The organism is Pimelobacter simplex, from assembly GCF_900114845.1.
GTDB lineage: Bacteria > Actinomycetota > Actinomycetes > Propionibacteriales > Nocardioidaceae > Nocardioides > Nocardioides simplex.
Window position 1 is genome coordinate 330,489 of record NZ_FOUK01000005.1, and the last position, 25,818, is coordinate 356,306.

28 protein-coding genes are annotated in these 25,818 nt (G+C 73.6%); 20 read left to right on the forward strand and 8 right to left on the reverse strand.

Going from position 1 to position 25,818, the window contains the following annotated elements:
- The first annotated feature begins 112 nt into the window (after positions 1-112).
- From BM223_RS21675 to proC, 6 genes are read left to right on the forward strand one after another with little or no spacing between them, the layout of a single operon-like run.
- On the forward strand, positions 113-1,051 hold the full coding sequence (locus tag BM223_RS21675) for a Ppx/GppA family phosphatase (RefSeq protein WP_038676669.1): 939 nt from the start codon (positions 113-115) through the stop codon (positions 1,049-1,051).
- A complete protein-coding gene (locus BM223_RS21680; RefSeq protein ID WP_052138198.1) occupies positions 1,048-1,896 on the forward strand; it encodes a sugar phosphate isomerase/epimerase family protein in 849 nt (282 codons plus the stop codon). The genes BM223_RS21675 and BM223_RS21680 overlap by 4 nt, the downstream gene beginning before the upstream one ends.
- Positions 1,893-2,597 carry an ABC transporter ATP-binding protein gene (locus tag BM223_RS21685; RefSeq protein ID WP_038676672.1) on the forward strand — a complete coding sequence of 235 codons (705 nt, stop codon included), beginning with the start codon at positions 1,893-1,895 and terminating at the stop codon, positions 2,595-2,597. The genes BM223_RS21680 and BM223_RS21685 overlap by 4 nt, the downstream gene beginning before the upstream one ends.
- Positions 2,594-3,328, forward strand: a complete 735-nt coding sequence (locus BM223_RS21690; protein ID WP_038676673.1) for an ABC transporter permease — start codon at positions 2,594-2,596, stop codon at positions 3,326-3,328. Before BM223_RS21685 ends, BM223_RS21690 begins: the two co-directional genes overlap by 4 nt.
- A 34-nt stretch (positions 3,329-3,362) precedes the next feature.
- Entirely contained in the window at positions 3,363-4,190 is an 828-nt protein-coding gene (locus tag BM223_RS21695) for a proline dehydrogenase family protein (RefSeq protein WP_038676675.1), read from the forward strand.
- Positions 4,187-5,005 (forward strand): pyrroline-5-carboxylate reductase, encoded by an 819-nt coding sequence (proC, locus tag BM223_RS21700; RefSeq protein WP_255319118.1) that lies wholly within the window; start codon positions 4,187-4,189, stop codon positions 5,003-5,005. Before BM223_RS21695 ends, proC begins: the two co-directional genes overlap by 4 nt.
- Before the next feature lie 11 nt (positions 5,006-5,016).
- Here proC and BM223_RS21705 read toward each other — a convergent pair whose 3' ends face one another.
- From BM223_RS21705 to BM223_RS21725, 5 genes are all read right to left on the reverse strand, one after another.
- Positions 5,017-5,706 carry an HAD family hydrolase gene (locus BM223_RS21705; protein WP_038676677.1) on the reverse strand — a complete coding sequence of 230 codons (690 nt, stop codon included), beginning with the start codon at positions 5,704-5,706 and terminating at the stop codon, positions 5,017-5,019.
- A gap of 49 nt (positions 5,707-5,755) precedes the next feature.
- Positions 5,756-6,712 carry a tryptophan--tRNA ligase gene (gene trpS / locus BM223_RS21710; RefSeq protein WP_038676679.1) on the reverse strand — a complete coding sequence of 319 codons (957 nt, stop codon included), beginning with the start codon at positions 6,710-6,712 and terminating at the stop codon, positions 5,756-5,758.
- A gap of 161 nt (positions 6,713-6,873) precedes the next feature.
- Positions 6,874-7,485 (reverse strand): TetR/AcrR family transcriptional regulator, encoded by a 612-nt coding sequence (locus BM223_RS21715; protein ID WP_038676681.1) that lies wholly within the window; start codon positions 7,483-7,485, stop codon positions 6,874-6,876.
- A complete protein-coding gene (locus tag BM223_RS21720) occupies positions 7,482-7,901 on the reverse strand; it encodes a hypothetical protein (protein ID WP_038676683.1) in 420 nt (139 codons plus the stop codon). The genes BM223_RS21715 and BM223_RS21720 overlap by 4 nt, the downstream gene beginning before the upstream one ends.
- Positions 7,898-9,319 carry an MFS transporter gene (locus BM223_RS21725; protein WP_038676686.1) on the reverse strand — a complete coding sequence of 474 codons (1,422 nt, stop codon included), beginning with the start codon at positions 9,317-9,319 and terminating at the stop codon, positions 7,898-7,900. Before BM223_RS21725 ends, BM223_RS21720 begins: the two co-directional genes overlap by 4 nt.
- 296 nt (positions 9,320-9,615) lie before the next feature.
- Between BM223_RS21725 and BM223_RS21730 the strand changes: the two genes are divergently transcribed.
- From BM223_RS21730 to BM223_RS21745, 4 genes are all read left to right on the forward strand, one after another.
- Positions 9,616-9,831 carry a helix-turn-helix domain-containing protein gene (locus tag BM223_RS21730; RefSeq protein ID WP_038676689.1) on the forward strand — a complete coding sequence of 72 codons (216 nt, stop codon included), beginning with the start codon at positions 9,616-9,618 and terminating at the stop codon, positions 9,829-9,831.
- A 176-nt stretch (positions 9,832-10,007) separates the two neighbouring features.
- A complete protein-coding gene (locus BM223_RS21735) occupies positions 10,008-10,109 on the forward strand; it encodes a 30S ribosomal protein bS22 (RefSeq protein ID WP_008356322.1) in 102 nt (33 codons plus the stop codon).
- A gap of 72 nt (positions 10,110-10,181) precedes the next feature.
- Positions 10,182-11,243 (forward strand): NAD-dependent epimerase/dehydratase family protein, encoded by a 1,062-nt coding sequence (locus tag BM223_RS21740; protein ID WP_038676690.1) that lies wholly within the window; start codon positions 10,182-10,184, stop codon positions 11,241-11,243.
- Positions 11,236-12,414, forward strand: coding sequence for a lysophospholipid acyltransferase family protein (locus BM223_RS21745; protein ID WP_038676692.1), 1,179 nt, complete (start codon positions 11,236-11,238; stop codon positions 12,412-12,414). The genes BM223_RS21740 and BM223_RS21745 overlap by 8 nt, the downstream gene beginning before the upstream one ends.
- Before the next feature lie 18 nt (positions 12,415-12,432).
- Here BM223_RS21745 and BM223_RS21750 read toward each other — a convergent pair whose 3' ends face one another.
- The 3 genes from BM223_RS21750 to BM223_RS21760 form a co-directional block, all read right to left on the reverse strand.
- Complete coding sequence (locus BM223_RS21750) at positions 12,433-13,587, reverse strand: DUF5667 domain-containing protein (protein ID WP_052138199.1); 1,155 nt, start codon at positions 13,585-13,587, stop codon at positions 12,433-12,435.
- 121 nt (positions 13,588-13,708) lie between these two features.
- Positions 13,709-14,500: a sigma-70 family RNA polymerase sigma factor gene (locus BM223_RS21755; RefSeq protein ID WP_038676694.1), complete on the reverse strand. Its 792-nt coding sequence runs from the start codon at positions 14,498-14,500 to the stop codon at positions 13,709-13,711.
- 105 nt (positions 14,501-14,605) lie between these two features.
- Positions 14,606-15,490, reverse strand: coding sequence for an HAD family hydrolase (locus BM223_RS21760; RefSeq protein ID WP_052138200.1), 885 nt, complete (start codon positions 15,488-15,490; stop codon positions 14,606-14,608).
- Positions 15,491-15,554: 64 nt separating this feature from the next.
- Here BM223_RS21760 and BM223_RS21765 point away from each other — a divergent pair, with 64 nt between their 5' ends.
- The 10 genes from BM223_RS21765 (at position 15,555) to BM223_RS21810 (ending at position 25,764) form a co-directional block, all read left to right on the forward strand.
- Complete coding sequence (locus tag BM223_RS21765; protein ID WP_038676695.1) at positions 15,555-17,159, forward strand: class I adenylate-forming enzyme family protein; 1,605 nt, start codon at positions 15,555-15,557, stop codon at positions 17,157-17,159.
- Entirely contained in the window at positions 17,156-17,404 is a 249-nt protein-coding gene (locus BM223_RS21770; RefSeq protein ID WP_038676697.1) for a glutaredoxin family protein, read from the forward strand. Before BM223_RS21765 ends, BM223_RS21770 begins: the two co-directional genes overlap by 4 nt.
- A gap of 19 nt (positions 17,405-17,423) precedes the next feature.
- Positions 17,424-17,987, forward strand: coding sequence for a hypothetical protein (locus BM223_RS21775; RefSeq protein ID WP_141267153.1), 564 nt, complete (start codon positions 17,424-17,426; stop codon positions 17,985-17,987).
- Complete coding sequence (locus BM223_RS21780) at positions 17,984-19,480, forward strand: DUF7982 domain-containing protein (protein ID WP_038676701.1); 1,497 nt, start codon at positions 17,984-17,986, stop codon at positions 19,478-19,480. The genes BM223_RS21775 and BM223_RS21780 overlap by 4 nt, the downstream gene beginning before the upstream one ends.
- 10 nt (positions 19,481-19,490) lie before the next feature.
- Positions 19,491-20,486, forward strand: coding sequence for a glycosyltransferase family 2 protein (locus tag BM223_RS21785; RefSeq protein ID WP_075018710.1), 996 nt, complete (start codon positions 19,491-19,493; stop codon positions 20,484-20,486).
- On the forward strand, positions 20,483-20,947 hold the full coding sequence (locus BM223_RS21790) for a GtrA family protein (protein WP_075018722.1): 465 nt from the start codon (positions 20,483-20,485) through the stop codon (positions 20,945-20,947). The genes BM223_RS21785 and BM223_RS21790 overlap by 4 nt, the downstream gene beginning before the upstream one ends.
- A gap of 83 nt (positions 20,948-21,030) precedes the next feature.
- Positions 21,031-21,780, forward strand: coding sequence for a redox-sensing transcriptional repressor Rex (locus tag BM223_RS21795; RefSeq protein ID WP_200887059.1), 750 nt, complete (start codon positions 21,031-21,033; stop codon positions 21,778-21,780).
- Positions 21,777-23,084 carry a glutamyl-tRNA reductase gene (locus BM223_RS21800; RefSeq protein WP_038676704.1) on the forward strand — a complete coding sequence of 436 codons (1,308 nt, stop codon included), beginning with the start codon at positions 21,777-21,779 and terminating at the stop codon, positions 23,082-23,084. Before BM223_RS21795 ends, BM223_RS21800 begins: the two co-directional genes overlap by 4 nt.
- Positions 23,081-24,079 carry a hydroxymethylbilane synthase gene (gene hemC, locus BM223_RS21805; protein WP_052138202.1) on the forward strand — a complete coding sequence of 333 codons (999 nt, stop codon included), beginning with the start codon at positions 23,081-23,083 and terminating at the stop codon, positions 24,077-24,079. The genes BM223_RS21800 and hemC overlap by 4 nt, the downstream gene beginning before the upstream one ends.
- On the forward strand, positions 24,076-25,764 hold the full coding sequence (locus BM223_RS21810; protein ID WP_038676706.1) for a bifunctional uroporphyrinogen-III C-methyltransferase/uroporphyrinogen-III synthase: 1,689 nt from the start codon (positions 24,076-24,078) through the stop codon (positions 25,762-25,764). The genes hemC and BM223_RS21810 overlap by 4 nt, the downstream gene beginning before the upstream one ends.
- The last annotated feature ends 54 nt before the right edge of the window (positions 25,765-25,818 follow it).

Sequence of the window (25,818 nt, forward strand, 5' to 3'; positions counted from 1 at the left end):
GCTGTCTTGCCGCCGGCCGGTCGCTCGCCACGCGACCTCGACGGCGCGCGCGGCAGCGCGGCGGAGCGGAGCGACGACGTGCTCGCGCCATCGGACTAGTACCGTTGGTGGCATGCGTCTGGGCGTGCTCGACATCGGTTCGAACACCGGTCACCTGCTCGTGGTCGACGCCCACGGCGGGGCCGCGCCGCTGCCGGCGTACTCCTACAAGGAGCCGCTGCGGCTGGCCGAGCACCTCGACGACGCGGGTGACGTGTCCCCGACGGGGATCGCGGCGCTGACCGCGTTCACCGCGCAGGCGCTGGTGGTCGCGGAGGAGAAGGGCTGCGAGGAGATGCTCTCGTTCGCGACCTCGGCGGTGCGCGACGCGGGCAACTCCGAGGACGTGCTGGCGCACGTCGAGGCCGAGACGGGGGTCCGGATCGAGGTGCTCCCGGGCGAGGACGAGGCGCGCCTCACCTTCCTGGCCGTACGACGCTGGTTCGGCTGGTCGGCCGGGCGGCTGGCGGTGTTCGACATCGGGGGCGGCTCGCTCGAGATCGCGGCGGGCTCCGACGAGCGGCCGGACGTCGCGTGGTCGCTGCCGCTGGGGGCGGCGCGGCTGGCGCGGGCCGAGTTCGCGCACCAGCCCGACGACGAGGCGCTGCGCCAGATCCGGCGGCGGATCCGGGCCGACATCGCCCGCGACGCGGGCCACCTCCTGCGCGCCGGTACGACGCACCGCGCGTCGGCCACCTCCAAGACGTTCCGCTCGCTGGCCCGCATCTGCGGGGCCGCGCCGTCGGCGGACGGGCCGCTCGTGCCGCGGACGCTGCCGCTGACCGAGCTGCGGCAGTGGATCCCCAAGCTGGTGGCGATGACGTCCGAGGAGCTCGCCGCGCTGCCGGGGGTCTCGCCGAGCCGCACGCACCAGATCGTGCCGGGGGCGCTCGTCGCCGAGGCCTGCATGGACATCTTCGACCTGTCCGAGCTCGAGATCTGTCCCTGGGCGCTGCGGGAGGGCGTCATCCTCGAGCGTCTCGACAAGCTCAGCGTCACCGACGAGCCATGACCTCCGGGGCGGGGCGATCGGCGGGCGGACCGGGGGGTCGGCCGAGGATCGGCCTGTCCACCAGCTCGGTCTACCCGGAGTCGACCGCGCACGCGTTCGCCTATGCGGCGTCCGTGGGCTACGAGGCCGTCGAGGTGATGGTCGGCATCGACGCGCTCTCGCAGCAGATCGACGCGGTGCGCCAGCTGGCCGAGCACCACGACCTGCCGATCAGCGCGATCCACGCGCCCTGCCTGCTGTTCACGCAGCGGGTGTGGGGGGTGGAGCCGTGGGGGAAGCTCGAGCGCTCCGCCGCGATGGCGAAGGCGGTGGGGGCCGAGGTGGTCGTGGTGCACCCGCCGTTCCGCTGGCAGCGCGAGTACGCGCGTGACTTCGTCAACGGCATCGCCGCGCTCGAGGAGTCGTCGGGCATCGCGTTCGCGGTCGAGAACATGTACCCGTGGCGGGCGTCCAAGCGCCGGATGGAGATGTACCTCCCGAGCTGGGACCCGTCGGCCGAGGACTACGCCAACACGACGATCGACCTGTCCCACGCGGCCATCGCGCAGTCCGACCCGGTCGCGATGGCCGAGCGGCTGGGCCCGCGGCTGCGGCACATCCACCTCACCGACGGCACCGACTCGGCCAAGGACGAGCACCTCGTCCCGGGCCGCGGCGACATGGGGGCGGCGGGCTTCCTGCGGCACCTGGCGGCGACCGGCTTCGGTGGCGAGGTGGTGCTCGAGATCAACACCCGGCGCTGCACGACGCGCGAGGAGCGGGAGGCCGACCTGCGCGAGTCGCTCGAGTTCGCGATCGAGCACCTCACCGTCGTCCCGGCCGAGCCCGGCGGCGAACCCGCGTGAGCACGGTCGAGGTCGCCGGCCTGCGCGTCGTCCGTGGCGGACGGGTGGTGCTCGACGGCCTCGACCTGACGATCGGCCCCGGGGTGACGGGCCTCCTGGGCCCGTCGGGGTGCGGGAAGTCCACGCTGCTGCGCAGCATCGTCGGCGTGCAGCGGGTCGCGGGCGGCACGGTCACCGTGCTGGGCGCGCCCGCCGGGAGCGCGGCGCTGCGCGACCGGGTGGGCTACCAGACCCAGTCCTCCAGCGTGTACGACGACCTGACGGTCCTCGAGAACCTCCGCTTCTTCGCGCGGGTGCTGGGGATCGGCCCCGCCGCGGCCGACGAGGCCGCCGCCTCCGTCGACCTGGGTGGTCACCGCGACGCGGTCGTCGGCCGGCTCAGCGGCGGCCAGCGCTCGCGCGTCGGTCTCGCCGTGGCGCTGCTGGGGAGCCCCGAGCTGCTCGTGCTCGACGAGCCCACCGTGGGCCTCGATCCCGTGCTGCGGCGCGACCTCTGGGCACTCTTCCACCGGATCGCGACCGCCGGGACGGCCGTGCTCGTGTCGAGCCACGTCATGGACGAGGCCGAGCGGTGCGACGACCTGCTGCTCATGCGCGAGGGGCGGATCATCGCGCAGGGCGCGCCCTCCGCGATCAAGCAGCGGCAGGGGGCTCCCGACATCGAGACGGCGTTCCTGGCGCTGGTGGAGGGCGCGGAGTGACGCCGCGGGTGACGCTGGCGGTCGCCGTCCGCGTGCTCACGCAGCTGCGCCGCGACCACCGCACGCTGGCGATGCTGCTGGTCCTGCCGTGCCTGCTGCAGGTGCTGCTGTGGTGGATCTTCGACTCGACGCCACTCGTCTTCGACCGGATCGGCCCGGCCCTGCTGGCGATCTTCCCGTTCTTCGTGATGTTCCTGGTCACGAGCATCACCACGCTGCGCGAGCGGTCGAGCGGCACGCTCGAACGCCTCTTCACGCTGCCGATGGGCCGTCTCGACTTCCTGTGCGGCTACGCGCTCGCGTTCGGCGCGGTCGCCGCCGTGCAGGCCGCGCTGGCGTCCGGGGTGGCGGCCGGCCTGCTCGACCTCGACGTCGAAGGACCGCTGGTGCTGCTGATCGTGGTCGGCGTCGCGGACGCCGTGCTGGGCACGGCGCTGGGGCTGTTCGTGTCGGCGTTCGCGCGCACGGAGTTCCAGGCGGTGCAGTTCCTGCCCGCCGTCGTGGTGCCGCAGATCCTGCTCTGCGGGCTGATCCTGCCGCGCGACCACCTGCCGCCGGTGCTCGAGGCGGTCGCGAACGTCCTGCCGCTCACCTACGCCGTCGACGCGATGGAGCAGCTCGCGACGACGTCCGGCACCGGCCAGGTCTGGCGGGACGTCGGCATCGTCGCGGCGTTCGCGATCGCGGCGCTCGCTCTCGGGGCGGTGACCCTGCGCCGTCGTACCGACTGACGGACTTCGACGGAAGGCCCGTAGTTTTGGGGGCATGCGGCCGGTCCGGGACTCCTTGATGCTGCTGTCGCGCAGCCCCGTGGGTCGGCGGGTCGTGCGCACCTTCGTGCCCGGCGAGCGGGTCGACGACGCGGTGCGCGCGGTCGCCGAGGTGCGGCGGGCCGGCTTCCGGGCCGGGGTCGAGCGGCTGGGCGCGCCCGGGGGCTCCGAGGTCGCCGAGTACCGCACGCTGCTCGACCGGCTCTCCGACGCGGGCCTCGCGGCCGGCACCGACGTCACGGTCGGGGTGGTCGCGCTCGACGACGCCCGCAAGATCTGCCGGACGGCGGCGGCAGCCGACGCGACGATCACGGTCGGCGGCGTCCCTGCCGCCACGGACGTCGACGCGAGGCTCGCCCTCGTCACGGCGCTGCGCGCGGACTTCCCCGACGTCGGCGTCGTGCTGCACGCGGCGCTCCCGCGCACCGAGGACGACTGCCGGGCGCTGGCCCGGGCCGGGAGCCGGGTGCGGCTCGAGCGGGGTGCCGACGCAGCCGACGCCGAGGTCGACCAGGCCTACGTCCGCTGCCTCAAGGTGCTGCTCGGCAGCGCCGGGCACCCGGTCGTCGCCACCCACGACCCGCGGCTGCTCGAGATCGCCGTCGCGCTGGCGAGCCGCTACGGGCGCGCGCCCACGACGTACGAGCTCCAGCTCCGGTACGGCGTCCGCCCGGCCGAGCAGCGCCGCCTCGCCGGGACCGGCGAGCAGGTCCGCGTGCTGCTGCCGTACGGAACCGACTGGTACGGCTACCTGGTGGGACGAGTGGCGGAGCGTCCGGCCCACCTGTCACTGTTGCTGACGTCGTTGATCCCCAGGAAGTGAGCGAGCAGACCGTGAGCGAGAAGCGGACCGCCGTCATCGGCGCCGGCGTGATGGGCGAGACCCTCCTGTCCGGCCTGATCCGGGCCGGCCGGAGTGCCGACCGGCTGGTGGTGGTCGAGAAGCGACCGGAGCGGGCCGCCGAGCTCGCCGAGAAGTACGGCGTCAGCGTGGTCGACGAGGTGCGCGCGGCCGCCGAGGCCGACACGGTCCTCCTCGTCGTCAAGCCGCAGGACATGGCCGACGTCCTCGCCGAGCTGGGCCCGGCGCTGGCGCCCGGCAAGCTCCTCGTCTCGCTCGCCGCAGGCATCACCACCGGCTTCGTCGAGTCGCGCGTCCCCGACGGCGTGGCCGTCGTCCGGGTGATGCCGAACACGCCCGCGCTCGTCGACGAGGGCATGGCGGCCATCTCGCCGGGCACCCACTGCGACGACAGCCACCTGGCCGAGGCCGAGGAGCTGATGGCCTCGGTCGGGCGCGTGGTCCGGGTGCCGGAGAAGCAGCAGGACGCGGTCACCGCGATCAGCGGCTCGGGTCCGGCCTACGTCTTCTTCGTCGTGGAGTCGATGATCGAGGCCGGCGTCCACCTCGGCCTGCCGCGCACCGTCGCCCAGGAGCTCGTCGTGCAGACCCTGGTCGGCTCGGCGGCCATGCTGCGCGAGACCGGCGAGCACCCCGCGGTGCTGCGCGAGCAGGTCACCTCGCCTGGCGGTACGACGGCCGCGGCGCTGCGCGAGCTCGAGGTGCACCGCGTGCGCGCGGCCTTCCTCGCCGCGCTCGAGGCGGCGCGCGACCGCTCGCACGAGCTCGGCAGCTAGGCCACCACGCCCTAGACCGGCAGCGCCCCGAGCCCACGCACGGTCGTGAACTCGCCGGCCCGCCGCGCCATCCGGCCGGCCCGGTCGAGCAACAGCGCCGTCAGCCCGGCCCGCTGGGCGCCGACGACGTCGTTGCGCAGCGAGTCGCCGACCATGAGCGTGGCGTGGGGCGCGACGCCGAGGGCGGCGCAGGCGGTGAGGTAGGCGCGCGGGTCGGGCTTGGCGGCGGGCAGCTCGGACGAGGCGAAGACCGGGACGTCGTCGCGGTGCAGGCCGGTGCGGCGCAGCTTGTCGGTCTGGATGGTCAGCTCGCCGTTGGTGAGGATGCCGACGCGCAGCCCGGCCGCGCGGGCGCGCTCGATGGCGGCCGCGGCGTCGTCGAAGGCGCGCTGGGCGGCCTGGTAGCAGGAGAGGAAGCCCGCGAAGACGTCGTCGGCCAGGGCGTCGTCGGCGAGGTTCCAGGAGGGCAGGAAGGCGCGGATGCGCACCCGCCGCTGCTCGGTGTAGCTGATCTCGCGGCGCTGGGCGCGCTCGTAGTGCCGGGCCTCGAGCGCGCACCAGCGCTCGGCGTGGGCCTCGAGGTCGGCCGGGGTCTCGGCGAGGCCGAGGCCGGTCAGCCAGGCGCGCAGACCGCGGTCGGCGGCACCGCGGTGGTCGACCAGGGTGTCGTCCAGGTCGAGGAGCAGGGCCTGGAACGTCATTCCGCGAAGTCTGCCAGCGCCCGCCGACAGTCTCCGAACTCGGCCGCACTCACAGCCCGACGGCCGCCCGGGCCGCCGCGAGCACCGGCGCGGTGACCTCGCGGCAGCGGGCGGCGCCGCGCTCGAAGACCTCCTGGACGTACGCCGGATCGGCCGCCAGGTCGGCGTACCGGGCCTGGATCGGGGCGAGCTCGGCGACCACCGCGTCGGTGACGGCGGACTTGAGCGCCCCGTAGGTCGTGACGTCGTCGGCGGAGCCGCCGCACGCGGTGAGGATCTCCAGCAGGTTGGTCACGCCGGGCTTGGCGTCGCGGTCGGCGCGGACGGGGTCCGGGCCCGGGTCGGAGTCGGTGACCGCGCGCGCGATCTTGCGGCGGACGACGTCCGGCGGGTCGAGCAGCGCGATCGAGCCGGCCTCCGGGCCGGACTTGCTCATCTTGCGGGTCGGCTCGGCGAGGTCCATGACCCGCGCCCCCGCGGGCGGGACGGTGATCTCGGGGAGGGTGAACACCTCGCCGTAGGTGGTGTTGAAGCGCAGCGCGACGTCCCGGGTCAGCTCGATGTGCTGGCGCTGGTCGTCGCCCACCGGTACCTGCTCGGGCTGGTAGAGAAGGATGTCGGCGGCCATCAGCACCGGGTAGGTGAAGAGCGAGCAGCGGACCGTCTCGTGGCGCCGGGACTTCTCCTTGAACTGAATCATCCGGCCGAGCTCGCCGGTGGTGGCGACGCACTCCAGGAGGTAGGAGAGCTCGGTGTGCGCGGGCACCCGGCTCTGGCGGAAGAGCGTGCTGCGGTCGAGTCCGACGGCGAGCAGCAGCGCGCTCTGCTCGGCGATCGCGGCCCGCAGGGTCTCGGGGGAGCGCGGCGTCGTGAGGGCGTGCAGGTCGGAGATGCCGTAGAAGCAGTCGGCGGTGTCCTGGCCGTCGCGCATGGGGCGGAGGGCGCCGAGCAGATTGCCGAGGGTGAGGCGTCCGCTGGGCGTGAGGAGGGAGAGGCGTCGGGTCATGAGGGCTCCTGGGATGAGGGCCCACGGGCGGCCGCGACGGGCCGTGGAGCACGACGGCCGCCCGTGGGCGGCCGGTGTGAGAGGTGTGTCGAGGAGGCGGCCGCCGTCAGGCGCGCCACCACAGCAGCTGCGAGGAGATCAGCGGGGTCGACACGTCTCGATCATCCCACGCCGCGCAGGATGTCGACGTCGGGGACCACCTCGCCCGGCGGGGTGAGCAGGCCGAGCATGGTCGCCGCGATCGCCCGGGCGGCCTCGTCGGGGGCGAGCTCGCCGTCGTACACGGAGGTGGCGGCGGCGTGGGTGACCGTGTGCAGGGTGGTGACGAGCCACGAGACCGGGAGGTCGGTGCGGAACCGGCCCTCCGCGCGGCCGTGCTCGAGGAGCCCGCGGACCCGCTCCCGCGGCTCGTCGTGGGCCGCGGCCATATCGGCGACCGGCATGCTCTTCTCGGCGGCGACCACCAGGGCGCCGTACCGGAGGGTGGTCTGCCAGCTCGCGTCGATGAGCCGGACCAGCGCGGCGGCCGGGTCGCCGGTGAGGTCGACGCCGCGCAGCGAGGCCTCGGCCTCGGCCATGGCGCGCGCGACGACGGCGGCGACGAGGACCGCGCGCGACTCGAAGTGGCCGTAGAGCGTGACCCGGCCGACGCCGGCCGCCTTGGCGATGTCGTTGATGCTCGCGTCGGGGTCGCGCGCCAGGCAGGTGGTGGCGGCGTCGAGGATCGCCTCCACGTTGCGGCGCGCGTCGGCACGGAGGGGTCGGGTGGTCACGATGCAGTGATCGTAGGGCGCCGGTGGCAGCCGGCGTACTCCTCCCACCGCCAGGCCATCGCCCCCAGCATGAGCACGAACATCGCCACGTGCCCGACCAGCATCAGGCCGCCGGCGTCGACCACGCCGGTCCAGTGGAGGGGGACGGCGACCGCGAAGCCGGCGTACATGACGGCGCACATCTCGAGCACCGGCGCCCAGCGGTGCCCGCGGAACCGCATCCAGCCGGCCATGGGGACCGCCATGGTCGTGGCCATGACGAGCGTCTCGACCGTGGCCGAGCGCAGCCACGAGCCGTCGGGCGCCGCGCCGGTGGCGAGCATCCAGACCGGCCAGAGGACGAGCATGCCGAGGAGCATGGCGGCGACCATCTCGCCGTAGTGGAGCGCGAACCTGCGGACCTGCCGGCCGCTCATCGCGCACGTCCCGGGACGGCGGCGAGCGAGACGAGGGCCGCGACGCCCGCCACCGCGGCGGCGACGGCGAAGCCGTGCACGAAGCCGCTCGCGGTGCTCCCGGCGATGCTGACCGCGGCGACGCTGGAGATCACCGCGGCGCCGAGCGAGGCACCGAGCTCGTGGAAGGTGCTGACGATCCCCGACACGATCCCGGACTCGTGGGGGGAGACGTGGCCGAGCGCGGTCGCGGAGGCGGCGACGAAGAGGACGCCGAGCCCGAGCGCGGCCGTCGTCGTGCCGGCGACGACCGCCGTGCTCCCGTCGGTCAGCGCCGGGACGACGAAGCCGCCCGCCGCGAGGACGAACCCGGCCGTGGCGAGGGCCCGGGCGCCGAGGCGCTGGAGGAGGTGCCCGCCCGCGGTCGCGCCGACGACGGTGGCGAGCGCGACCGGGAGGAACAGCAGCCCGGTGACGAGCGCGCCGTGGCCCGCGTGGTGCTGCAGGTAGAAGGTGCCGAGGAAGAAGCCGGCCACCATCAGCGCGGTCGCGGTCACGACGAGGAAGGTGCCGGAGGCGACCGGGCGGCGGGTGAGCAGCCGCAGGTCCATCAGCGGCGAGCTCGCGGTGCGCTGGCGCACCCCGAACAGGACGTAGAGGACGACCGCGCCGGCGAGCAGCCCGAGCGTGCGGCCGCCGGTCCAGCCGTGGTCGCCGGCGCCGATGAGGGCGTAGATCGCGGTGCCGGTGGCGGCGGTGACCAGCGCGGCGCCGAGCAGGTCGAGACGGGCCGAGGTGGGCGTCGTCCCGGCGCGGGCGTGGGTACCGGGGCCGGCCGGGAGACGCCGGGCGAGCCCGACGGCGACGACGAGGCCGAGGGGCACGTTGACGTAGAAGACCCACGGCCAGCCGGGGCCCGCGGTGAGGAGCCCGCCGAGCAGGACGCCGAGCGCGGCCCCGCCGCCGCCCAGCGCGGACCACACGCCGAGCGCGCGGTGCCGCTCCTCGCCGTCGAACAGGCGCAGCAGCGCGGACAGCGCGGCGGGGGAGAGCAGTGCGGCGCCGACGCCCTGGGCGACCCGGCTGCCGACGAGCACCTCCGGGGAGCCGGCCAGGCCGGCCGCGAGCGAGGCGGCGGTGAACACGACGAGCCCGGTCAGCACGACCGGCCGCGAGCCGAGCAGGTCGCTGACCCGTCCGCCGAGCAGCATGAGCCCGCCGAACGCGAGCGTGTAGGCGCTGACCACCCAGGTGGTCGACGCCCGGCTGAGCCCGAGGTCGGCCCCGACGTGGGGGAGGGCGATCGCGACGACGGTGACGTCGACGATCAGCATGAGCTGGGCCGTGCCCAGCAGGGCGAGGGTGCCCCACCGGCGGGGGTCGGGCTCGGCGGGCGCGACCGGGGGTGGGCCGGCGGCGGGGGCGGCTGCGGTGGACATGGCGACTCCTAAGTCGAACAGTAATGTTCGAGATCATAAGTCGAACATGCATGTACGACAAGAGCCGCGGACGGTCACCCGGAGCGGCCCGGTTGTCCGCGCGCGACGGCGGTGGCACCGTGGAGGGATGGCCGATGCGATCCGGCTTCGGTCAAGGCGACACGCCGGGCCCTCAAAAGTTTCACTGATGAATCTCTTCCCCATCAGTCACATCTGGCTCTACTCTCACTCACGAGGCGTCCGCAGGGTTCACAGCTGGGGAAGGCGGTGACGGACGCGCAGAAAGCTGGTTGGTCATGGCTCCTCCGTCGCGCGAGCGCACCGAGTCCCTCCCGGACCCGAAGTTCCTCACCATCGCCGAGGTCGCCTCGGTCATGAGGGTGTCGAAGATGACCGTCTACCGACTGGTCCACAACGGGGACCTCCCGGCGGTCCGCGTCGGCCGGTCGTTCCGGGTCACCGAGCACGACGTCGACGAGTACCTTCGCAAGTCCTTCTACTCGGCCGGCTGAGCGCCGGCGCGGGTCCGCCCCCTGCCGGTGGCAGCGGTGCGATCTTCGTCCCATCTCCTGCGCTGATTCACCGCGGTCACGCGGTGCCGGATAGGCTGACCCGGTGCTCCGGGGTCTACCCGGTGCGACGTACGTCCGCCGAGCGCGTGTCGCTCGGCGATCCGGAGAGGTTCCACGTGGGTTCTGTCATCAAGAAGCGCCGCAAGCGCATGGCGAAGAAGAAGCACCGCAAGCTGCTGAAGAAGACGCGCGTTCAGCGTCGCAAGCTCGGCAAGTAAGCCGGGCGCTCGGGGCGTGCTCGCCGCGCCGGTGCGCAGCTGCGCACCGGCCTGATCCGAGGAGTCGGTGGAATGGGCACCGGACGCACGGTTCTGGTCACCGGGGTCTCTCGCGACCTCGGGCGCACCCTGGCACGCACCCTTGCCGCCGACCCCGGCATCGACCGGGTGATCGGCGTCGACGTCATCCCGCCGCGGGGTGACCTCGGCGACGTCACCTTCGTGCGCGCGGACATCCGCAACCCGGTCATCGCGAAGGTCATCGCGAAAGAGGACGTCGACACCGTCGTCCACATGAGCGTGATCGCGACGCCCGGCTCCGCCGGCGCCCGCGGCACCATGAAAGAGCTCAACGTCATCGGGACGATGCAGCTCCTCGCGGCGTGCCAGAAGGCCGAGGGCCTGCGCTCACTCGTGGTGAAGTCCTCGACGATCGCCTACGGCGCCAGCAGCCGCGACCCCGCCATGTTCACCGAGGACATGGAGCCGCGGCGTCCCGCGCGCACCGGGTACGCCAAGGACGTCAGCGAGGTCGAGCAGTACGTGCGCGGCTTCGCGCGCCGGCGTCCCGACGTGTCGGTGACGCTCCTGCGCTGCGCGAACGTGATCGGTCCGCGGGTGGTCAGCCCGCTGACGTCGTACTTCCGGCTGCCGGTGATCCCCACCGTGCTCGGCTTCGACCCGCGGTTGCAGTTCCTCCACGAGAGCGACCTCAACCGGGTGCTGCGCCACGCCGTCCACGAGGACCGCGGTGGCACCTTCAACGTCGCCGGCGACGGCCTGATGATGCTCTCCCAGGCGCTGCGCCGGGCCGGGCGCACCAGCGTCCCTGTCCCCGGCTTCGCCTTCGGCGGCCTCGGCTCGGCGCTCAAGTCGGCCCGCGTCGCCGACCTCTCGCCCGAGCTCGTCGCCTTCCTGACCTACGGTCGCGGCGTCGACACCACCCGGATGCGCACCGAGCTCGGGTTCGAGCCGCGCTACGGCACCGACGCCGCCTTCTGCGAGTTCGCCGCGGCGCTGCCGCCCGGCGGCCGCCGCGCCGAGCGCGTCCTCGGTGCGCTCGCCGAGCGCCTGCCCCCGGTCGACGACGACCGTCCCGCCTCGCTCACCGTCGCCGGAGGTCCTCATGGGTGATGCCGAGATCATCCCGATCGGCACCCGCGGCCAGCCCGGCCGCGGCACCGGCAAGCGGCCCTCCGCCGCGGCCCGCGGCCTGGCGCCCAAGTCGGGTGCGCCCGCCCGCAAGGCGCCCGCGGCCGACAAGCCGGCCGCGAAGAAGCCGGCCGCCGAGAAGCAGCCCGACGCCGACCAGCCCGTGATCGCGACCGCTCCGGCCGACGACACCCCGGTGCTGCCGACGGTCGCCGCGGCCCCCGCCCGCACCGCGGAGCGCGGCACCAGTCCGCTCGCCGGCATCCCGGCCGGCGACTGGCTCGCCGCCTTCCAGCACGCGAGCAAGGAGCTCTTCGGCGACCAGTGGGAGCCCCAGCTGGCCCGCTTCCTGGCGTTCCTGCGCCGCCGGCTCACCGGTGACTACGCCGTCGACGAGTACGGCTTCGACGCCGAGGTCACCGAGCGCTTCTTCATGGCCGCGCTGCGCCCGCTCGCCCAGAAGTGGTTCCGGATCGAGGTCCGCGGCGTCGAGAACATCCCCGCCGAGGGCGGCGCGCTCGTCGTCTCGAACCACTCCGGCACGATCCCGGTCGACGGCCTGATGACGATGGTCTCGATCCACGACCACACCGGCCGGCACCTCCGCCCGCTCGGCGCCGACCTGGTCTTCCGGCTCCCCGTCGTCGGCAGCCTGGCCCGCAAGGGCGGCGCCACCCTGGCCTGCAACGAGGACGCCGAGCGGATGCTCAGCGACGGCAAGCTCGTCGGCGTGTGGCCCGAGGGCTTCAAGGGCATCGGCAAGCCGTTCTCGGACCGCTACAAGCTCCAGCGCTTCGGCCGCGGCGGGTTCGTCTCGGCGGCCCTGCGCACCGGCGTCCCGATCATCCCGCTGTCGGTGGTGGGTGCCGAGGAGATCTACCCGCTCGTCGGCAACATCCCCTCGCTGGCCCGCCTGCTCGGCGTGCCCTACATCCCGATCACGCCGCTCTTCCCGTGGCTCGGCCCGCTCGGCCTGGTCCCGCTGCCCTCGAAGTGGCTGCTCGAGTTCGGCGAGCCCATCCGCACCGACGAGTACGACGCCGGCGCGGCCGAGGACCCGATGCTGGTCTTCAACGTGACCGACCAGGTCCGCGAGACCATCCAGCACACGCTCTACAGCCTGCTGCGCGAGCGGGAGTCCGTCTTCCGCTGACGGGCGGGCCGGCAGGTGCTACTTGGTGGTGCCGAGCAGCCCGCCGAGCAGGCTCGTCACGCCGTCGAGCAGCGGGAGCGTGCTGGACGGCGCGGTCGGCGTGCTGCCGCCACCGCCACCGTTGCCGCCGCTGGCCGGCGGCTTCTTGCCGCCGTTGGTGATCGGCTCGAGGAGCCCGTCGATGAGGCCCTTGGTGGTGGGCACGTCGGTGGGGACGTCGACCGGCACGTTCGCCGGCGGTGTCGTGGTGCTCGGCGGCGGGGTCGTGGGCTGCTGACCCGCGGGCTTCTTCTCCGGCTTGGCCGGGCCGCCCGGGGTGCCCACCTTGGAGACCGAGGCGGTGCCCGGGGCGTTGCCGCTCAGCACCGCGCTCAGCGGGAGCGTGGCGAAGTCGGGGACCTCGGTCACCGCGCCGTCGGCACAGGTCGGACAGGCCTCCCAGGCGGCGGCGTCGATCTGCCGGATCGTCTGGGTGGCGGTGATCAGGATCGGGCGGCTGGCGGCCGGCACGTCGGGGCCGAGCTGGGCCAGGCCGGCCATGCTGCTGCGGGCGAAGCTGCGCAGGTCGGCGATGCGGGCGGGCTTGCCGGTGGCGGCGTAGTCGTCGAGCGCCAGCTCGGAGGCCTGCTTGGCCTGGTCGGTGAAGTCTTGCAGCGTGCTGCTGATGGCGTCGTCGTCGGCGCCACGGGCGGTGAGCTCCTGGACCTCGGTGAGCCGGGCCTCGGCGTGCGCGATGAGGGTCTCGGCCTTGGAGGCGCCGTTGCCCTGGAGGTTGGTCTGGGCGTTCTCGATCGCGCGCTTGACCGGGTAGAGCACGTCGCCGGGCAGTGCGTCCTGGGCGGCCATGGCCATCGAGCCGGTGGCCGCGACGACGGCGAAGCCGCCGACGAGCGCGGCGAGACGGCGCTCACGGGCGCCGCGGCGCTGGCGCGGGGTGAGCCGGACGGCGAGCGCCTCGTCGGCGCGGGCCGGCTCACGCTCGGCGGCCGCGACCAGCTGGGTGCGCAGCGAGGAGACGAACTCGGGGCGGGCCTCGACGGGCGGCACCGCGCGCAGCGCGGCGACGAGCTCGAGCAGGTCGGCGTAGGCCTCGTGGTCGCCTGCCCGGCCAGAGGAGACGAGGGCGTCGAACTCCTCGGCGCCCCGTGCTCCGGCATTCCCGCGCATCACCATGTCCGTCCTCGAGTCGGGTCGTTACGAACATCCAACGAATCGAGGGTCCCGCTGGTTACGGTCCGAACGGACGCAGCGCCATAGTCCGTTGTGACCATGGCGAGCGTGGCGGCGCGGGGCGTCATCGCAGCCCCTCCGGCATCAGCTTGGCGAGGTTGCGCACGCCGCGCAGCTGGAGCTGCTTGATGGCGCCGTCGCTGCGGCCGAGGGCGGCCGCCGTCTCGGCGATGCTCATGCCCTGGAGGAACCTCATGATGAGGCAGTCCCGCTGCTCGTTGGGCAGCTTGGTGAGCGACTCGAGCAGGATCTCGTTGGTGAGCGTGGCGAGGACCGCGTTCTCGGGGCCCTCGGTGGCGTCGTCGTGCTGGCCCATGTCCTCGGTGGTCATCTCCAGGCGGGTGCGCCCCGCCTTGAAGTGGTCCGTCGCGAGGTTGCGGGCGATGGTCATCAGCCAGGCGCCGAAGTCCTTGCCCTGCCAGCGGAAGGACGACATGTTGCGCAGCGCGCGGAAGAACGTCTCGGAGCACAGGTCCTCGGCGACCACCACGGAGCGGGTCCGGTAGTAGAGGAACCGGTAGACCGACGGCTGGTAGTGGTCGTAGAGCAGGCCGAACGCCTCGGCGTCGCCGCCCCGGGCCAGCTCGACGAGCGCGATCAGCCGCTCGCGGGCCTCGGGGGAGTCCTCGGACGACGTGGCGAGCGTGGCGTCGCCGTACTCGCCGGCGGTGGGCCGGTCGAAGGTGTCGCTCTCGGCGTGCGCCTCGCTCAGCAGCCAGTGGTCGCCCCGCCCGGCCGACCGGGACGGCGCGGCGCCGCCGGCGAGCGCGAGGGCAGGCGGAGGAGTGAGTGCAGCGAGCACAGCCGCACGCAGGGCTTCGAGCCCGCGCGCGACGTCGTTGTGCTGCCAGGTCATGCCCGGTCCCCTCCCGTTGTCCCCCAAATGGGGATACTAAGGCAGACCCTTGCGCAGTGGTACCCGAATGGACGAAACCGTTTCACCCGGATCCGGTCGGGTTTCTCAGAGGTGGCGGCGCACCTGGCGCCGGACGAGCGCGCCGGCCACGGCGGCCCCGGTGGCGGCCGAGCCGACGATGAGGCCGGCCCGCGCCGCCTTGCGCCCGGTCCGGTAGTCGCGGATCCGCCAGCCCTGGGCCCGGGCGTGGGCGCGCAGCCTGGCGTCGGGGTTGATCGCGCAGGGGTCGCCGACCAGGCTGAGCATCGGCAGGTCGTTGTAGGAGTCGCTGTAGGCCGAGCAGAGCGACAGGTCGAGGCCCTCGCGCTCGGCCAGCGCCTGGACCGCGACCGCCTTGGCCGGCCCGTGCAGCATGTCGCCGACGAGCTGGCCGGTGTAGACGCCGTCGACGTGCTCGGCGACGGTGCCCAGGGCGCCGGTCAGGCCGAGCCGGCGGGCGATGAGGCCGGCGATCTCGATCGGCGCGGCGGTGACCAGCCAGACCCGCTGGCCCTCGTCGAGGTGCATCTGGGCGAGCGCGCGGGTACCGGGCCAGATCCGGTGGGCCATCGCCTCGTCGAAGATCTCCTCGCCGACCTCCTCGATCTCCTGCACGGTGTGCCCGGCGATGAACGCGAGCGCGGAGTTGCGCGCCTCGGCGACGTGCTCGGGGTCCTCGACGCCGACGATGCGGAAGTAGGCCTGCTTGTACGCCGCCCCGAGGATGTCGCGGGTGGTGAAGAACTTGCGCCGGTAGAGCCCCCGGGCGAGGTGGAAGATGCTCGCGCCCTGCATCACCGTGTTGTCGACGTCGAAGAAGGCCGCGGCCCGGGTGTCGGCGGGGTGGCTGAGCGCGTTCTCGACCTCGGCGGCGGCAGCCGCGGCCTCTCCGGCGAGCGTCGAGCGCTGCTGGAGGTTCAGCCGTCGGGGGCGGTCGGCGGGCGGGACCATGGCGGCAGCCTAGTGGGCATCGCGTGCCGCCGAGGGGCCTGCGCGCCGCGCGTAGGATCCCCCTATGTCGCAGCAGGACGCTCCCGCCACGCCCGACGTGGCCGCCCTCGTCGCGGCGGCCGCAGCCGACCATCCCGACCGGCTGGCCGTCGTCGAGGCGGGCGGGCGGGGGCTGACCTGGGCCGAGCTGGACGACGAGGTGAGCCGGGTCGCGACCGGCCTGGGGGCCGCCGGCGTCCTCGCCGGGCACCGGGTGATGATCGTGCTGGGCAACCGGATCGAGTTCGTGACGACGTACCTCGGGGTGCTGCGGGCGCAGGCCGTCGCGGTGCCCGTCAACCCGGGCTCGACGGTCGTCGAGCTGGCCGGGATGCTGGTCGACTCCGGCTCCCGGATGGTCGTGGTCGACGAGCGGACGGCGGTCCCGGTCCGGTCCGCCGTGGGCCGCAGCGAGGTGGCTGCCGCCGCGCACGACGAGTCCCGCCCGCTGCCGCGCCTCGTCGTGCTGGGGGAGCCCGCCCCCGACGAGCTCGCGTACGACGACCTGCGGGCCGAGGAGCCCCGCCCGGTCCCGCCGCTGCTCGACCCCGAGAAGCTCGCCGTCCTGCTCTACACGAGCGGCACGTCGGGCCTGCCGCGCGCCGCGATGCTGACCCACCGCGCCCTGCTCGCCAACGTCGACCAGGTCGCCACCGTCGAGCCGCCGATGATCCACTCCGACGACGTGGTGCTGGGCGTGCTGCCGCTCTTCCACGTCTACGGCCTCGGCGCCGTTCTCGGTGGCGTGATCCGGCACCGGGCCAAGCTCGTGCTGACCGACCGCTTCGACCCCGAGGGCACGCTCGACCTGATCGAGGACGAGGCGTGCAGCGTCGTCCCCGTCGCCCCGCCGGTGTTCGCCGCGTGGCGCCACGTCGACGCCCTCGCCGAGCGGCTCGGCCCGGTGCGGATGATCCTGTCCGGCTCGGCGCCGCTGCCGGCCGAGACGGTCGAGGAGTTCAGCGCCGCCGTCCGGGTGCCGGTGCACCAGGGCTACGGGCTCACCGAGGCCTCGCCGGTGGTCACCAGCACGCTGCGCTCGGCCACGGTCAAGCCCGGCTCGGTGGGCGCCGCGCTCGACGGGATCGAGCTGCGCCTGGTCGACGACGAGGGCGTGCCCGTCGACGGCTCCGCCGCCGACGATCCCGGCGAGATCCAGATCCGGGGACGCAACCTGTTCAGCGGCTACTGGCCCGAGGGGGCCGACGGCCCGGGGGCCGACGGCTGGTGGTCGACCGGCGACGTCGGCTTCCTCGACGCCGACGGCGACCTCTTCCTCGTCGACCGGGTCAAGGAGCTCATCATCGTCTCCGGCTTCAACGTCTACCCGAGCGAGGTCGAGGCGGTGCTCGGCGAGGTCGCCGAGGTCCGCCAGGCGGCCGTGCTCGGCACGCCCGACGAGCACACCGGCGAGGCGGTCGTCGCCTACGTCGTCCCGGACGATCCGGCTGCCGACCCGGAGTCCGTCGCCGCGGCGGTCCGGGCGCGGGCCGAGGAGCACCTGGCGCCGTACAAGCGGCCGGTGCGGGTCGAGGTCGTCGAGACGCTGCCGCGCACGGTCACCGGCAAGATCCGCAAGGGTCAGCTGCGCGGCCAGGAGCGGCGCAAGGCGCTGGGGATCCTCGAGTGAGCGCCCCCGTGCCCCGGGTCACCCTCTACGGGCGGCCGGGCTGCCACCTGTGCGACGACGCCCGTGCGGTGATCGAGGCGGTCTGCGCCGAGCTGGGGGAGAGCTACACCGAGGTCTCCATCGACGACGACCCCGCGCTCGCCGACCGGTTCGCCCACGAGATCCCGGTGACCTTCGTCGACGGCCGCCAGCACGACTTCTGGAGGGTGAGCCCGGACCGGCTCCGCCGCGCGCTGCAGGGGTGAACGTATCCTCGGGCGCACCATGGGTGTGTCTCCTCTCCTGCCTGCTCGTGCCCGCTGGGTCGTGGGCGGCGTCGCGACCGTCGTCGTCCTCGTGCTCCTGCTGCTGAGCCACGAGTTCGGGCGCGCGGAGCCCACGAACAACTACCGGCCGCTGCTGCCGCCCGACGCGCTCGCGACCGGCTGCTTCCCGCTGCCCGACGGGGCGCAGCTCGACCTGCCCCACCAGATCCGCCGCGACGGCGACCACGCCACGCCCGACGGCGAGCGGCGCGAGCTGCGCGGCCAGTACGACCTGGTCGACCGCGACGAGGCGCTCGCCCGGATCGTCGGTGCGTTCACCGCGGTCGGCTTCACCGAGGGCCCGCGCGAGGACGACGGCGACGGGGTCGCCGTGGTGCTGACCAAGGGCGACCAGAGCGTCCGGGCACTGGTCACCGAGCTGCCCGACACGAGCGCCGACACGCTCGTGCGCGGCGAGTTCGTGCTCGACCTGCCGGTCGTCGCGGCGGCCCAGGACGACCCGGTCTGCAGCGATCCCAAGTCGACGAAGCGCTGGCCCGAGAAGGGGGAGGCAACCCGGTGACCCGCCTGCTCGCCGCCCGACCCACCTGGCTACCTCGCTACGACGTCCTCCTCGGGTGGCTGGTCGTCGCCCACGTGGTCGCCAAGATCGTCATCTTCCCGCTCGTCATGGATGCCGCACCCCACGGCGACGAGCAGGCCTACCTCAACGGCGGCATGGCGCTGTCCAACGCCGTGCGCGACCTCTTCGGGTTCACCTCGCCCGACAGTGCCGAGCTCGAGCGCAACGTGGTCGCCTCCGGGTGGTTCATGCCGGGCATGCCGATCCTGGTGGCTCCGGTCTACCTGCTCTTCCCCGACGCACCGATGTGGCTCGTGCGCGGCTACCTCGGCCTGGTCACGCTCGCCCTCTTCATCACGGTGCTGCGCGTGGTCGCCCGGCGGATCGGTCCCGGCTGGGCCTGCGTGATCGCCGTCTTCCCGGGCCTGATCCCCAGCTGGATCGTGTTCACCTACGCCTCGTGGGGCGACCTGTGCGCCGGGCTGCTCCTCGTGCTGCTCGTCGCGCACCTCTTCACGATGTTCCGGGGCCTGCGCCAGGGTGAGGCACCCACGCTGCGCGAGGGCCTCGTGCTCGGCCTGCTCGCCATCGTCGTCCTGTACCTGCGGTCCAGCACGTCGGTGCTGCTGGCCGCGCTCGGTCTCCTGACCCTCGTCGCCGCGGTGCTGCTGCTGCGCGGCCGGGTCCGGCTCCGCGCGCTCGGCGCCGCCGGGCTCGCCGGCTTCGTCTTCGTGGTGCTGCTCGCGCCCTGGTCGATCTACGCCTCCCAGACCCTCGACGGCCGGGTGATCACCACGACGACCGTCCCGACGGTCATGGCCAACACGTTCGGCGACCGCAAGGAGGTCTGCTTCGGTCCCTGCGATCCCGACAGCACCCTGTGGTTCCGGCCGCTGCGCTACGCCCGCGAGCTCGGCCGCGCGACCGACACGAGCGAGGTCGACACGCTCAAGGTGATGTCGGACTACGCCACCCGCGATCTCACCGCGTCGCACTACCTCGACCAGGTCGTGCACAACCTCGGCGCCTACTCCCTGCAGCCGACCAACTTCACGCGCTACCTCGCGCCGCCCGAGGGGCGCGGTGCCTTCGGCCGGGCCGGTGAGCTGACGGCCGACATCTTCACCTGGGCGCTCTACGTACCGATGTTCGTGCTCGGGCTCGTCTCGCTGCTCTTCCAGGCCCGGCGCAGCATCGAGGCGCGGGTGCTCGACGTCCTGACCAAGGTGGCGCTCGGCGGGCTGCTCATCCAGCCGTTCGTGCACATCGCCGGCGGCCGCTACTGGACCACCGCCGCGCCGATGCTCGCCATCGGCGCCTTCTCCCTCCTGCGCGAGCGCGAGCTCGCCCGGTCCGGGGCGCCCCGCGCACCCGACGGCGTCGTCGGCGCGAACGACGTGGCGGTCGAGCGGTGGCTCGGCCGGTTCCAGGTGCTGCTCAGCGCCGCCACGGCGGTCGTCGTGGTCGTGCTGATCGGCGCGGCGATCCTCTAGGTTCGACGTCATGCACGACGACGCCTCCCCCTCCGGTCCCCGCCGGGTCGCCTACGTCCTCCCCGTCTACAACGAGGAGGAGAACATCGGCGTCTTCCACGCCGCCCTGGTCGAGGCGACCGACAAGCGACCGGACCTCGCGTTCGAGTTCGTGTACGTCGACGACGGCTCCCGCGACGCCTCGCTCGAGCGGCTCGTCGACCTCCGCGCGCAGGACCCACGGGTGAGCGTCGTCCAGTTCTCGCGCAACTTCGGCCACCAGCTCGCGGTGACCGCCGGGCTCGACCTCGTCGCCCAGGCCGGCGACGCCGACGCGGTGATCGTGATGGACACCGACCTGCAGGACCCGCCGCGGGTGAGCCTGGAGATGATCGAGCGCTGGGAGGCCGGCGTCGACGTGGTCTACGCCCAGCGGCGCACGCGCAAGGACACGCCCTTCAAGCGGGCCACCGCGTGGGGCTTCTACTGGGTGCTCGACCGGCTCGCCTCGATCGAGATCCCGCGCAACGTCGGCGACTTCCGGCTCATGGACGCGCGCGTCGTGGCGGAGGTCTCGCGCTACCGCGAGCACGACCGCTTCCTGCGCGGCATCGTCGCGCACGTCGGCTTCCGCCAGGAGGCGCTGCTCTTCGACCGCGACGAGCGCCACGCGGGCGAGACCGGCTACCCCCTGCGCAAGATGCTCAACTTCGCGGCCAGCGGCATCCTCGGCTTCTCCACGACGCCGCTCAAGATGATCTCCCGCTTCGGCTTCGCGATCTCGGCGTTCAGCCTGCTGCTCGGCTGCTACGTGCTCTTCGTCCGGGTCTTCAAGCCCGACGAGTCGGTTCCCGGCTGGGCGTTCCTCGGCGTCGGCATGTTCATGCTCAGCGGCATCCAGCTGATCATGATGGGCGTGATCGGCAGCTACCTCGGCCGGGTCTACATCGAGACCCAGGACCGCCCGCTCTACACGCTGGCCATGGTCGCGCGCGACGGGACCGGCTCGAAGGGAGCGGTGCGCTGAGCGACCACGGCCACCGCGCGACCGCCGTCCGGTTCGCCGCGGTCGGGGTCTGCAACACGGCGATCGACACCGTCGTGTTCGTGCTCCTGCACGGCAGCCTCGGGATCACGCTGGCGAACTTCGTCTCCAGCAGCGCGGGCATGGTGTTCAGCTTCGTGGTCAACGGGCTGTTCACCTTCCGCGCCGAGCGGCTCACGCTGCGCCACGCGGTCCTGTTCGTCGCCTCGACCGGGCTCGTGATGTGGGTCGCCCAGCCGCTGCTCATCCACGGCTGGCTGTGGCTGCTCGAGCGCGGGCCGGACGTCGCGCTGGGCGGCATGGGCGCGGGCGACGTCCGGATCTGGGTGGCCAAGCTCGCCTCGATCGCCTGCAGCCTCGTGCTCAACTTCCTCGCCTACCGCTTCGTGGTCTGGCCGGTCGAGCACCGCGGCGACGAGGCACCCGTCCCGCCCGCGATGTGACCGACCTGACGTCTGTCGAGTTGCGCTCCCGCGCATTTTGTTCTCACGTTCACAAACTCCTACAGTGATCGAGCCGGGCCCCGATGATCGGTTGGGTCCGGCTGGAAAGCGGAGCTGTGACCACACGGAGTTCGACGGATGCCGCCCGGGTGATCCCGGAGGCCACGGTCGCCCGGCTGCCCGTCTACCTGCGGGCGCTGACGGCCCTGGCCGACAACGGCATTCGCACCTGTTCGAGCGAGGATCTCGCGACGGCGGCGGGCGTCAATTCCGCCAAGCTGCGCAAGGACCTGTCCTACCTCGGCAGCTACGGCACCCGCGGAGTCGGCTACGACGTCGACTACCTCCGCTACCAGATCGCCCGTGAGATCGGCGTCACCCAGGACTGGCCCGTCGTCATCGTCGGCATCGGCAACCTGGGCCACGCCCTGGCGAACTACTCCGGCTTCCGCAGCCGCGGCTTCCGGGTCGTCGCGCTGCTCGACGCCGACCCGGCACTGGTCGGTCGCACCGTGGCCGACATCGCGGTGCGTCCCTTCGACGACCTCGACGAGATCGTCCGCGAGCACGACGTCGCGATCGGCGTCATCGCCACCCCGGCGCACGCCGCGCAGGACGTCGCCGACCGGATGGTCGGCATCGGCATCACCAGCATCCTGAACTTCGCACCGGCCGTCGTGGCGGTGCCCGAGGGGGTCGACGTGCGCAAGGTGGACCTGTCGATCGAGCTGCAGATCCTCGCCTACCACGAGCAGCGCAAGGCCAACGGCGGAGCCGAGGCGGCCGCAGCCGCCGCCGACGGCGTCGACGCGGCCGGAGGAGGTGCGGCATGAGCGTGCTGGTCGTCGGGATCTCCCACAACTCCGCCCCCGTGTCGCTGCTCGAGCAGGTCGCCCTCGACGACGACGGCGTGCACAAGCTGATGGCCGACGCGGCGGCGTGCGAGCACGTCACCGAGGCGACGGTCATCGCCACCTGCAACCGGCTCGAGATCTACACCGAGGTCGAGCGCTTCCACGGCAGCATCGAGCAGCTCTCGCGGCTGCTCGTCGACCGCGCCGGCGGCACCACCGAGGCGATGCTCCCGCACCTCTACGTGCACTACGACGACGGCGCGATCTCGCACCTCTTCCAGGTCGCCGCCGGCCTCGACTCGATGGCGGTCGGCGAGGGCCAGATCCTCGGCCAGACCCGCGAGGCGCTGCGCCGCGGGCAGGAGCTCGGCACCGTCGGTCCCGCCCTCAACTCGCTCTTCCAGCAGGCGCTGCGGGTCGGCAAGCGGACCCGTGCCGAGACCGAGATCGACCAGGTCGCCCCCACGCTGGTCAGCGCCGCGCTCGACGAGACCGCCAAGACAGTCGGCCCCCTCGAGGGCAAGTACGTCGTCGTGGTCGGCGCCGGCGCGATGGCCGGCCTCGCCACCGCGACCGCCCAGCGCCTCGGCGCCGGGCACCTCGCCATCGTCAACCGGTCGGTCGACCGCGCGGTCCGCCTCGCCGTCCAGTACGCCGGGCAGGCGGTCCGCCTCGCCGACCTGGGCGACGAGCTCGGCCGCGCCGACGTCGTCATCAGCTGCACCGGTTCGTCGGGCACGGTCGTCGACCGGGCCCAGCTCGAGGCCGCCCGCGCCGGGTCCGACCGGCCGCTCGCGCTCATCGACCTCGCCCTGCCCCACGACATCGCGCTCGACGTCGTCGACCTGCCGGGCGTCTCGCGGGTCGGCCTGGCCGAGCTCGCCGAGGTGCTCCACGGCGGCCCGACCGGCCGCGAGGTCCAGGAGGTGCGCCGGATCCTCGGCGAGGAGGTCACCGCCTTCCTCGCCGCCCGCCGCCAGGCCAGCGTGACGCCCACCGTGGTCGCGCTCCGCTCGATGGCCACCTCGGTCGTCGACGCCGAGATGACCCGCCTCGACGCGCGCCTGCCCGACCTCGACGAGGCCACCCGCGCCGAGATCCGGCACACCGTGCGCCGGGTCGCCGACAAGCTGCTCCACGAGCCCACCGTCCGGGTCAAGGAGCTCGCCAACGAGCAGGGCGCCGTGTCCTACGCGGCCGCGCTCGCCGAGCTCTTCGCGCTCGACCCCGAGGCGGTCGACGCGGTCACCCGTCCCGTCGTCGTCGAGGAGGGCACCTCATGACCCTGCGCATCGGCACCCGCCGCAGCACCCTCGCCACCACCCAGTCCGGCCACGTCGCCGCCGCGCTCACCGAGAAGCTCGGCGTCCCGACCACGCTGGTCGAGATCACCACCGACGGCGACCGCAGCCAGGCCGCCGGCACCTCGCTGGTCGGCGCGCCCTCGACGGGCGTCTTCGTCAGTGCGCTGCGCGACGCGCTGCTCGCCGGCGAGGTCGACGTCGCGGTCCACTCGCTCAAGGACCTGCCGACCTACCCGACCGAGGGCATCACGCTCGCCGCGATCCCGCCCCGCGAGGACCCGCGCGACGTCATCGTCGCCCGCGACGGCCTCACCCTCGGCGAGCTGCCCCCGGGCAGCAAGGTCGGCACCGGCTCCCCGCGCCGGGTCGCCCAGATCGAGGCGCTCGGTCTCGGCGTCGAGCTGCTCGGCCTGCGCGGCAACGTCGACACCCGGATCGGCCGGGTCCGCGAGGGCGTCCTCGACGCCGTCGTGCTCGCCCGGGCCGGCCTGGCCCGGCTCGGCCGGCTCGACGACGTCACCGAGGTGCTCGACCCGCTCCAGGTCCTCCCCGCCCCCGGGCAGGGCGCGCTCGCCGTCGAGTGCCGCAGCGACGACACCGCGACCCTCGCCGCGCTGGCCGTGCTCGACGACCCGGCGACCCGCGCCGCCATCCACGCCGAGCGCACCGTGATGGCCGTCCTCGAGGGCGGCTGCGCGGCGCCGATCGGTGCCCTCGCCGACCTCGCCGAGGGCGACGACGGTCCCGAGCTGTGGCTGCGGGCCGTCGTCCTGACCGCGGACGGGGGACTCTCCGTCCGCCGCTCCGCCGCGGCGCCCCTCGGCGCCGACCCGGCCGGCTGGCCCGCCGCCGGGACCGCGCTCGGCGAGGCGCTGGCCGCCGAGATGCTGGCCGACGGCGCCGCCGAGCTGCTGGCCACCCCCGAATCGACTTCCCACCCGTCCGCACGATCTGCAGAGGTGCACAACGCATGACGCGAGCCACCGCGGCCAAGAAGGCCGCCCCGACTCCCGCCGCTCCCCAGGCCGCCCAGCCCGGAGGTGTCGCCTTCGTCGGCACCGGACCCGGTGACCCCGACCTGCTGACGGTGCGCGCCGTGAAGCTCATCGAGGACGCCGACGTCATCATCACCGAGGACGCCGGGCACGCCGACATGGTCCGGATCATCCGCAACCGGGCCGCCGCCAACCGGGTGGTCGCGCCCGGCGAGCAGCCGGTCGAGCCGGTCGAGGCCGAGATCGTCGACGGCGGCTTCGGCGAGGACGGGCAGCCGCTCACCCACGCCGCCCGCGCCAAGGTCGTCGTCAAGCAGGCCAAGCGCGGCCTGCGCGTCGTCCGCCTGCTGGGTGGCGACCCGTTCCTCTACGCCTCGGGTCCCGAGGAGGCGCAGGCGGTCGCCAAGGCGAACCTCGGCTTCGAGGTCGTCCCCGGCGTCTCGTCGGTCGCCGCGGTCCCGGCGTACGCCGGCATCCCGCTGACCACCAAGGACCACCGCGAGATGGCCGTGGTCACCTGCGGCGACAAGGTCGACTGGAGCCGGTACGCCGACACCCCGACCCTCGTCCTGCTCTCGGCCGTCGGCCAGATCGGCGACATCGCCAAGCAGCTCGTCGCCATCGGCCGCTCGCCGCAGACCCCCGTCGCGATGACCCGGGTCGGCACCACCACCGAGCAGCAGACGATCACCTCGACGCTCGAGCACATCGCCGCCGACGCCCGCGCCGCCCGGATCTCGCCGCCGGCCATCGTCGTCATCGGCGCCGTGGTCGACCTGCGCGAGAAGCTCTCGTGGTTCGAGACCAAGCCGATCTTCGGCTGGCGCGTCCTGGTGCCCCGCACCAAGGAGCAGTCCGCCTCGCTGTCGAACCGGATCCGCGAGTTCGGCGGCGTCCCTGAGGAGGTCCCCACGATCTCCGTCGAGCCGCCGCGCAACCCGCAGCAGATGGACAAGGCCGTCCGCGGCCTGGTCGAGGGCCGCTACGAGTGGATCGCCTTCACCTCGGTCAACGCGGTCAAGGCGGTGCGCGAGAAGTTCGAGGAGTACGGCCTCGACGCCCGCGCCTTCTCCGGCCTCAAGATCGCCGCCGTCGGCGACAAGACCGCCCAGGCGATCGCCGACTGGGGCCTGCGCGCCGACCTCGTCCCCTCGGGCGAGCAGTCCGCCGCCGGTCTCCTCGAGGTGTGGCCGGAGTACGACGAGGTGCTCGACCCGATCAACCGGGTCTTCCTCCCGCGCGCCGACATCGCCACCGAGAACCTCGTCGCCGGCCTGATCGACCTCGGCTGGGAGTGCGACGACGTCACCGCCTACCGCACCGTCCGCGCGGCCCCGCCGCCGGCGCCGACCCGCGACGCGATCAAAACCGGCAAGTTCGACGCGGTCGTCTTCACGTCGTCCTCGACCGTGCGCAACCTGGTCGGCATCGCCGGCAAGCCGCACCCGTCGACGATCATCGCGGTGATCGGGCCCGCCACGGCCAAGACCGCCGAGGAGCACGGCCTGCGGGTCGACGTCCTGGCGCCCAAGCCGGACGTCGAGCTGCTCGTCGAGGCCCTCGCCGGCTTCGGCGCGGACCGCCGCGCCGCGCTGCTCGAGGCGGGTGAGCCGGTCACCAAGCCCAGCGACCGGAAGCCGTCTGCGCGGCGTCGCAAGGCCTGAGCGTCCTCGCCGGGCGGCAGTTTCACCGCCTAGGCGGTGAAACTGCCGGTTGGC

What these genes read in the sequence shown, in the direction of transcription:
- BM223_RS21675 (WP_038676669.1), top strand. Translation starts at nt 113, where the DNA reads ATGCGTCTGGGCGTGCTCGACATCGGTTCGAACACCGGTCACCTGCTC.
- BM223_RS21680 (WP_052138198.1), top strand. Translation starts at nt 1,048, where the DNA reads ATGACCTCCGGGGCGGGGCGATCGGCGGGCGGACCGGGGGGTCGGCCG.
- BM223_RS21695 (WP_038676675.1), top strand. Translation starts at nt 3,363, where the DNA reads ATGCGGCCGGTCCGGGACTCCTTGATGCTGCTGTCGCGCAGCCCCGTG.
- BM223_RS21705 (WP_038676677.1), bottom strand. Translation starts at nt 5,706, where the DNA reads ATGACGTTCCAGGCCCTGCTCCTCGACCTGGACGACACCCTGGTCGAC.
- trpS (WP_038676679.1), bottom strand. Translation starts at nt 6,712, where the DNA reads ATGACCCGACGCCTCTCCCTCCTCACGCCCAGCGGACGCCTCACCCTC.
- BM223_RS21720 (WP_038676683.1), bottom strand. Translation starts at nt 7,901, where the DNA reads ATGAGCGGCCGGCAGGTCCGCAGGTTCGCGCTCCACTACGGCGAGATG.
- BM223_RS21725 (WP_038676686.1), bottom strand. Translation starts at nt 9,319, where the DNA reads ATGTCCACCGCAGCCGCCCCCGCCGCCGGCCCACCCCCGGTCGCGCCC.
- BM223_RS21730 (WP_038676689.1), top strand. Translation starts at nt 9,616, where the DNA reads ATGGCTCCTCCGTCGCGCGAGCGCACCGAGTCCCTCCCGGACCCGAAG.
- BM223_RS21740 (WP_038676690.1), top strand. Translation starts at nt 10,182, where the DNA reads ATGGGCACCGGACGCACGGTTCTGGTCACCGGGGTCTCTCGCGACCTC.
- BM223_RS21745 (WP_038676692.1), top strand. Translation starts at nt 11,236, where the DNA reads ATGGGTGATGCCGAGATCATCCCGATCGGCACCCGCGGCCAGCCCGGC.
- BM223_RS21750 (WP_052138199.1), bottom strand. Translation starts at nt 13,587, where the DNA reads ATGGTGATGCGCGGGAATGCCGGAGCACGGGGCGCCGAGGAGTTCGAC.
- BM223_RS21755 (WP_038676694.1), bottom strand. Translation starts at nt 14,500, where the DNA reads ATGACCTGGCAGCACAACGACGTCGCGCGCGGGCTCGAAGCCCTGCGT.
- BM223_RS21760 (WP_052138200.1), bottom strand. Translation starts at nt 15,490, where the DNA reads ATGGTCCCGCCCGCCGACCGCCCCCGACGGCTGAACCTCCAGCAGCGC.
- BM223_RS21765 (WP_038676695.1), top strand. Translation starts at nt 15,555, where the DNA reads ATGTCGCAGCAGGACGCTCCCGCCACGCCCGACGTGGCCGCCCTCGTC.
- BM223_RS21775 (WP_141267153.1), top strand. Translation starts at nt 17,424, where the DNA reads ATGGGTGTGTCTCCTCTCCTGCCTGCTCGTGCCCGCTGGGTCGTGGGC.
- BM223_RS21785 (WP_075018710.1), top strand. Translation starts at nt 19,491, where the DNA reads ATGCACGACGACGCCTCCCCCTCCGGTCCCCGCCGGGTCGCCTACGTC.
- BM223_RS21795 (WP_200887059.1), top strand. Translation starts at nt 21,031, where the DNA reads ATGATCGGTTGGGTCCGGCTGGAAAGCGGAGCTGTGACCACACGGAGT.
- BM223_RS21800 (WP_038676704.1), top strand. Translation starts at nt 21,777, where the DNA reads ATGAGCGTGCTGGTCGTCGGGATCTCCCACAACTCCGCCCCCGTGTCG.
- hemC (WP_052138202.1), top strand. Translation starts at nt 23,081, where the DNA reads ATGACCCTGCGCATCGGCACCCGCCGCAGCACCCTCGCCACCACCCAG.
- BM223_RS21810 (WP_038676706.1), top strand. Translation starts at nt 24,076, where the DNA reads ATGACGCGAGCCACCGCGGCCAAGAAGGCCGCCCCGACTCCCGCCGCT.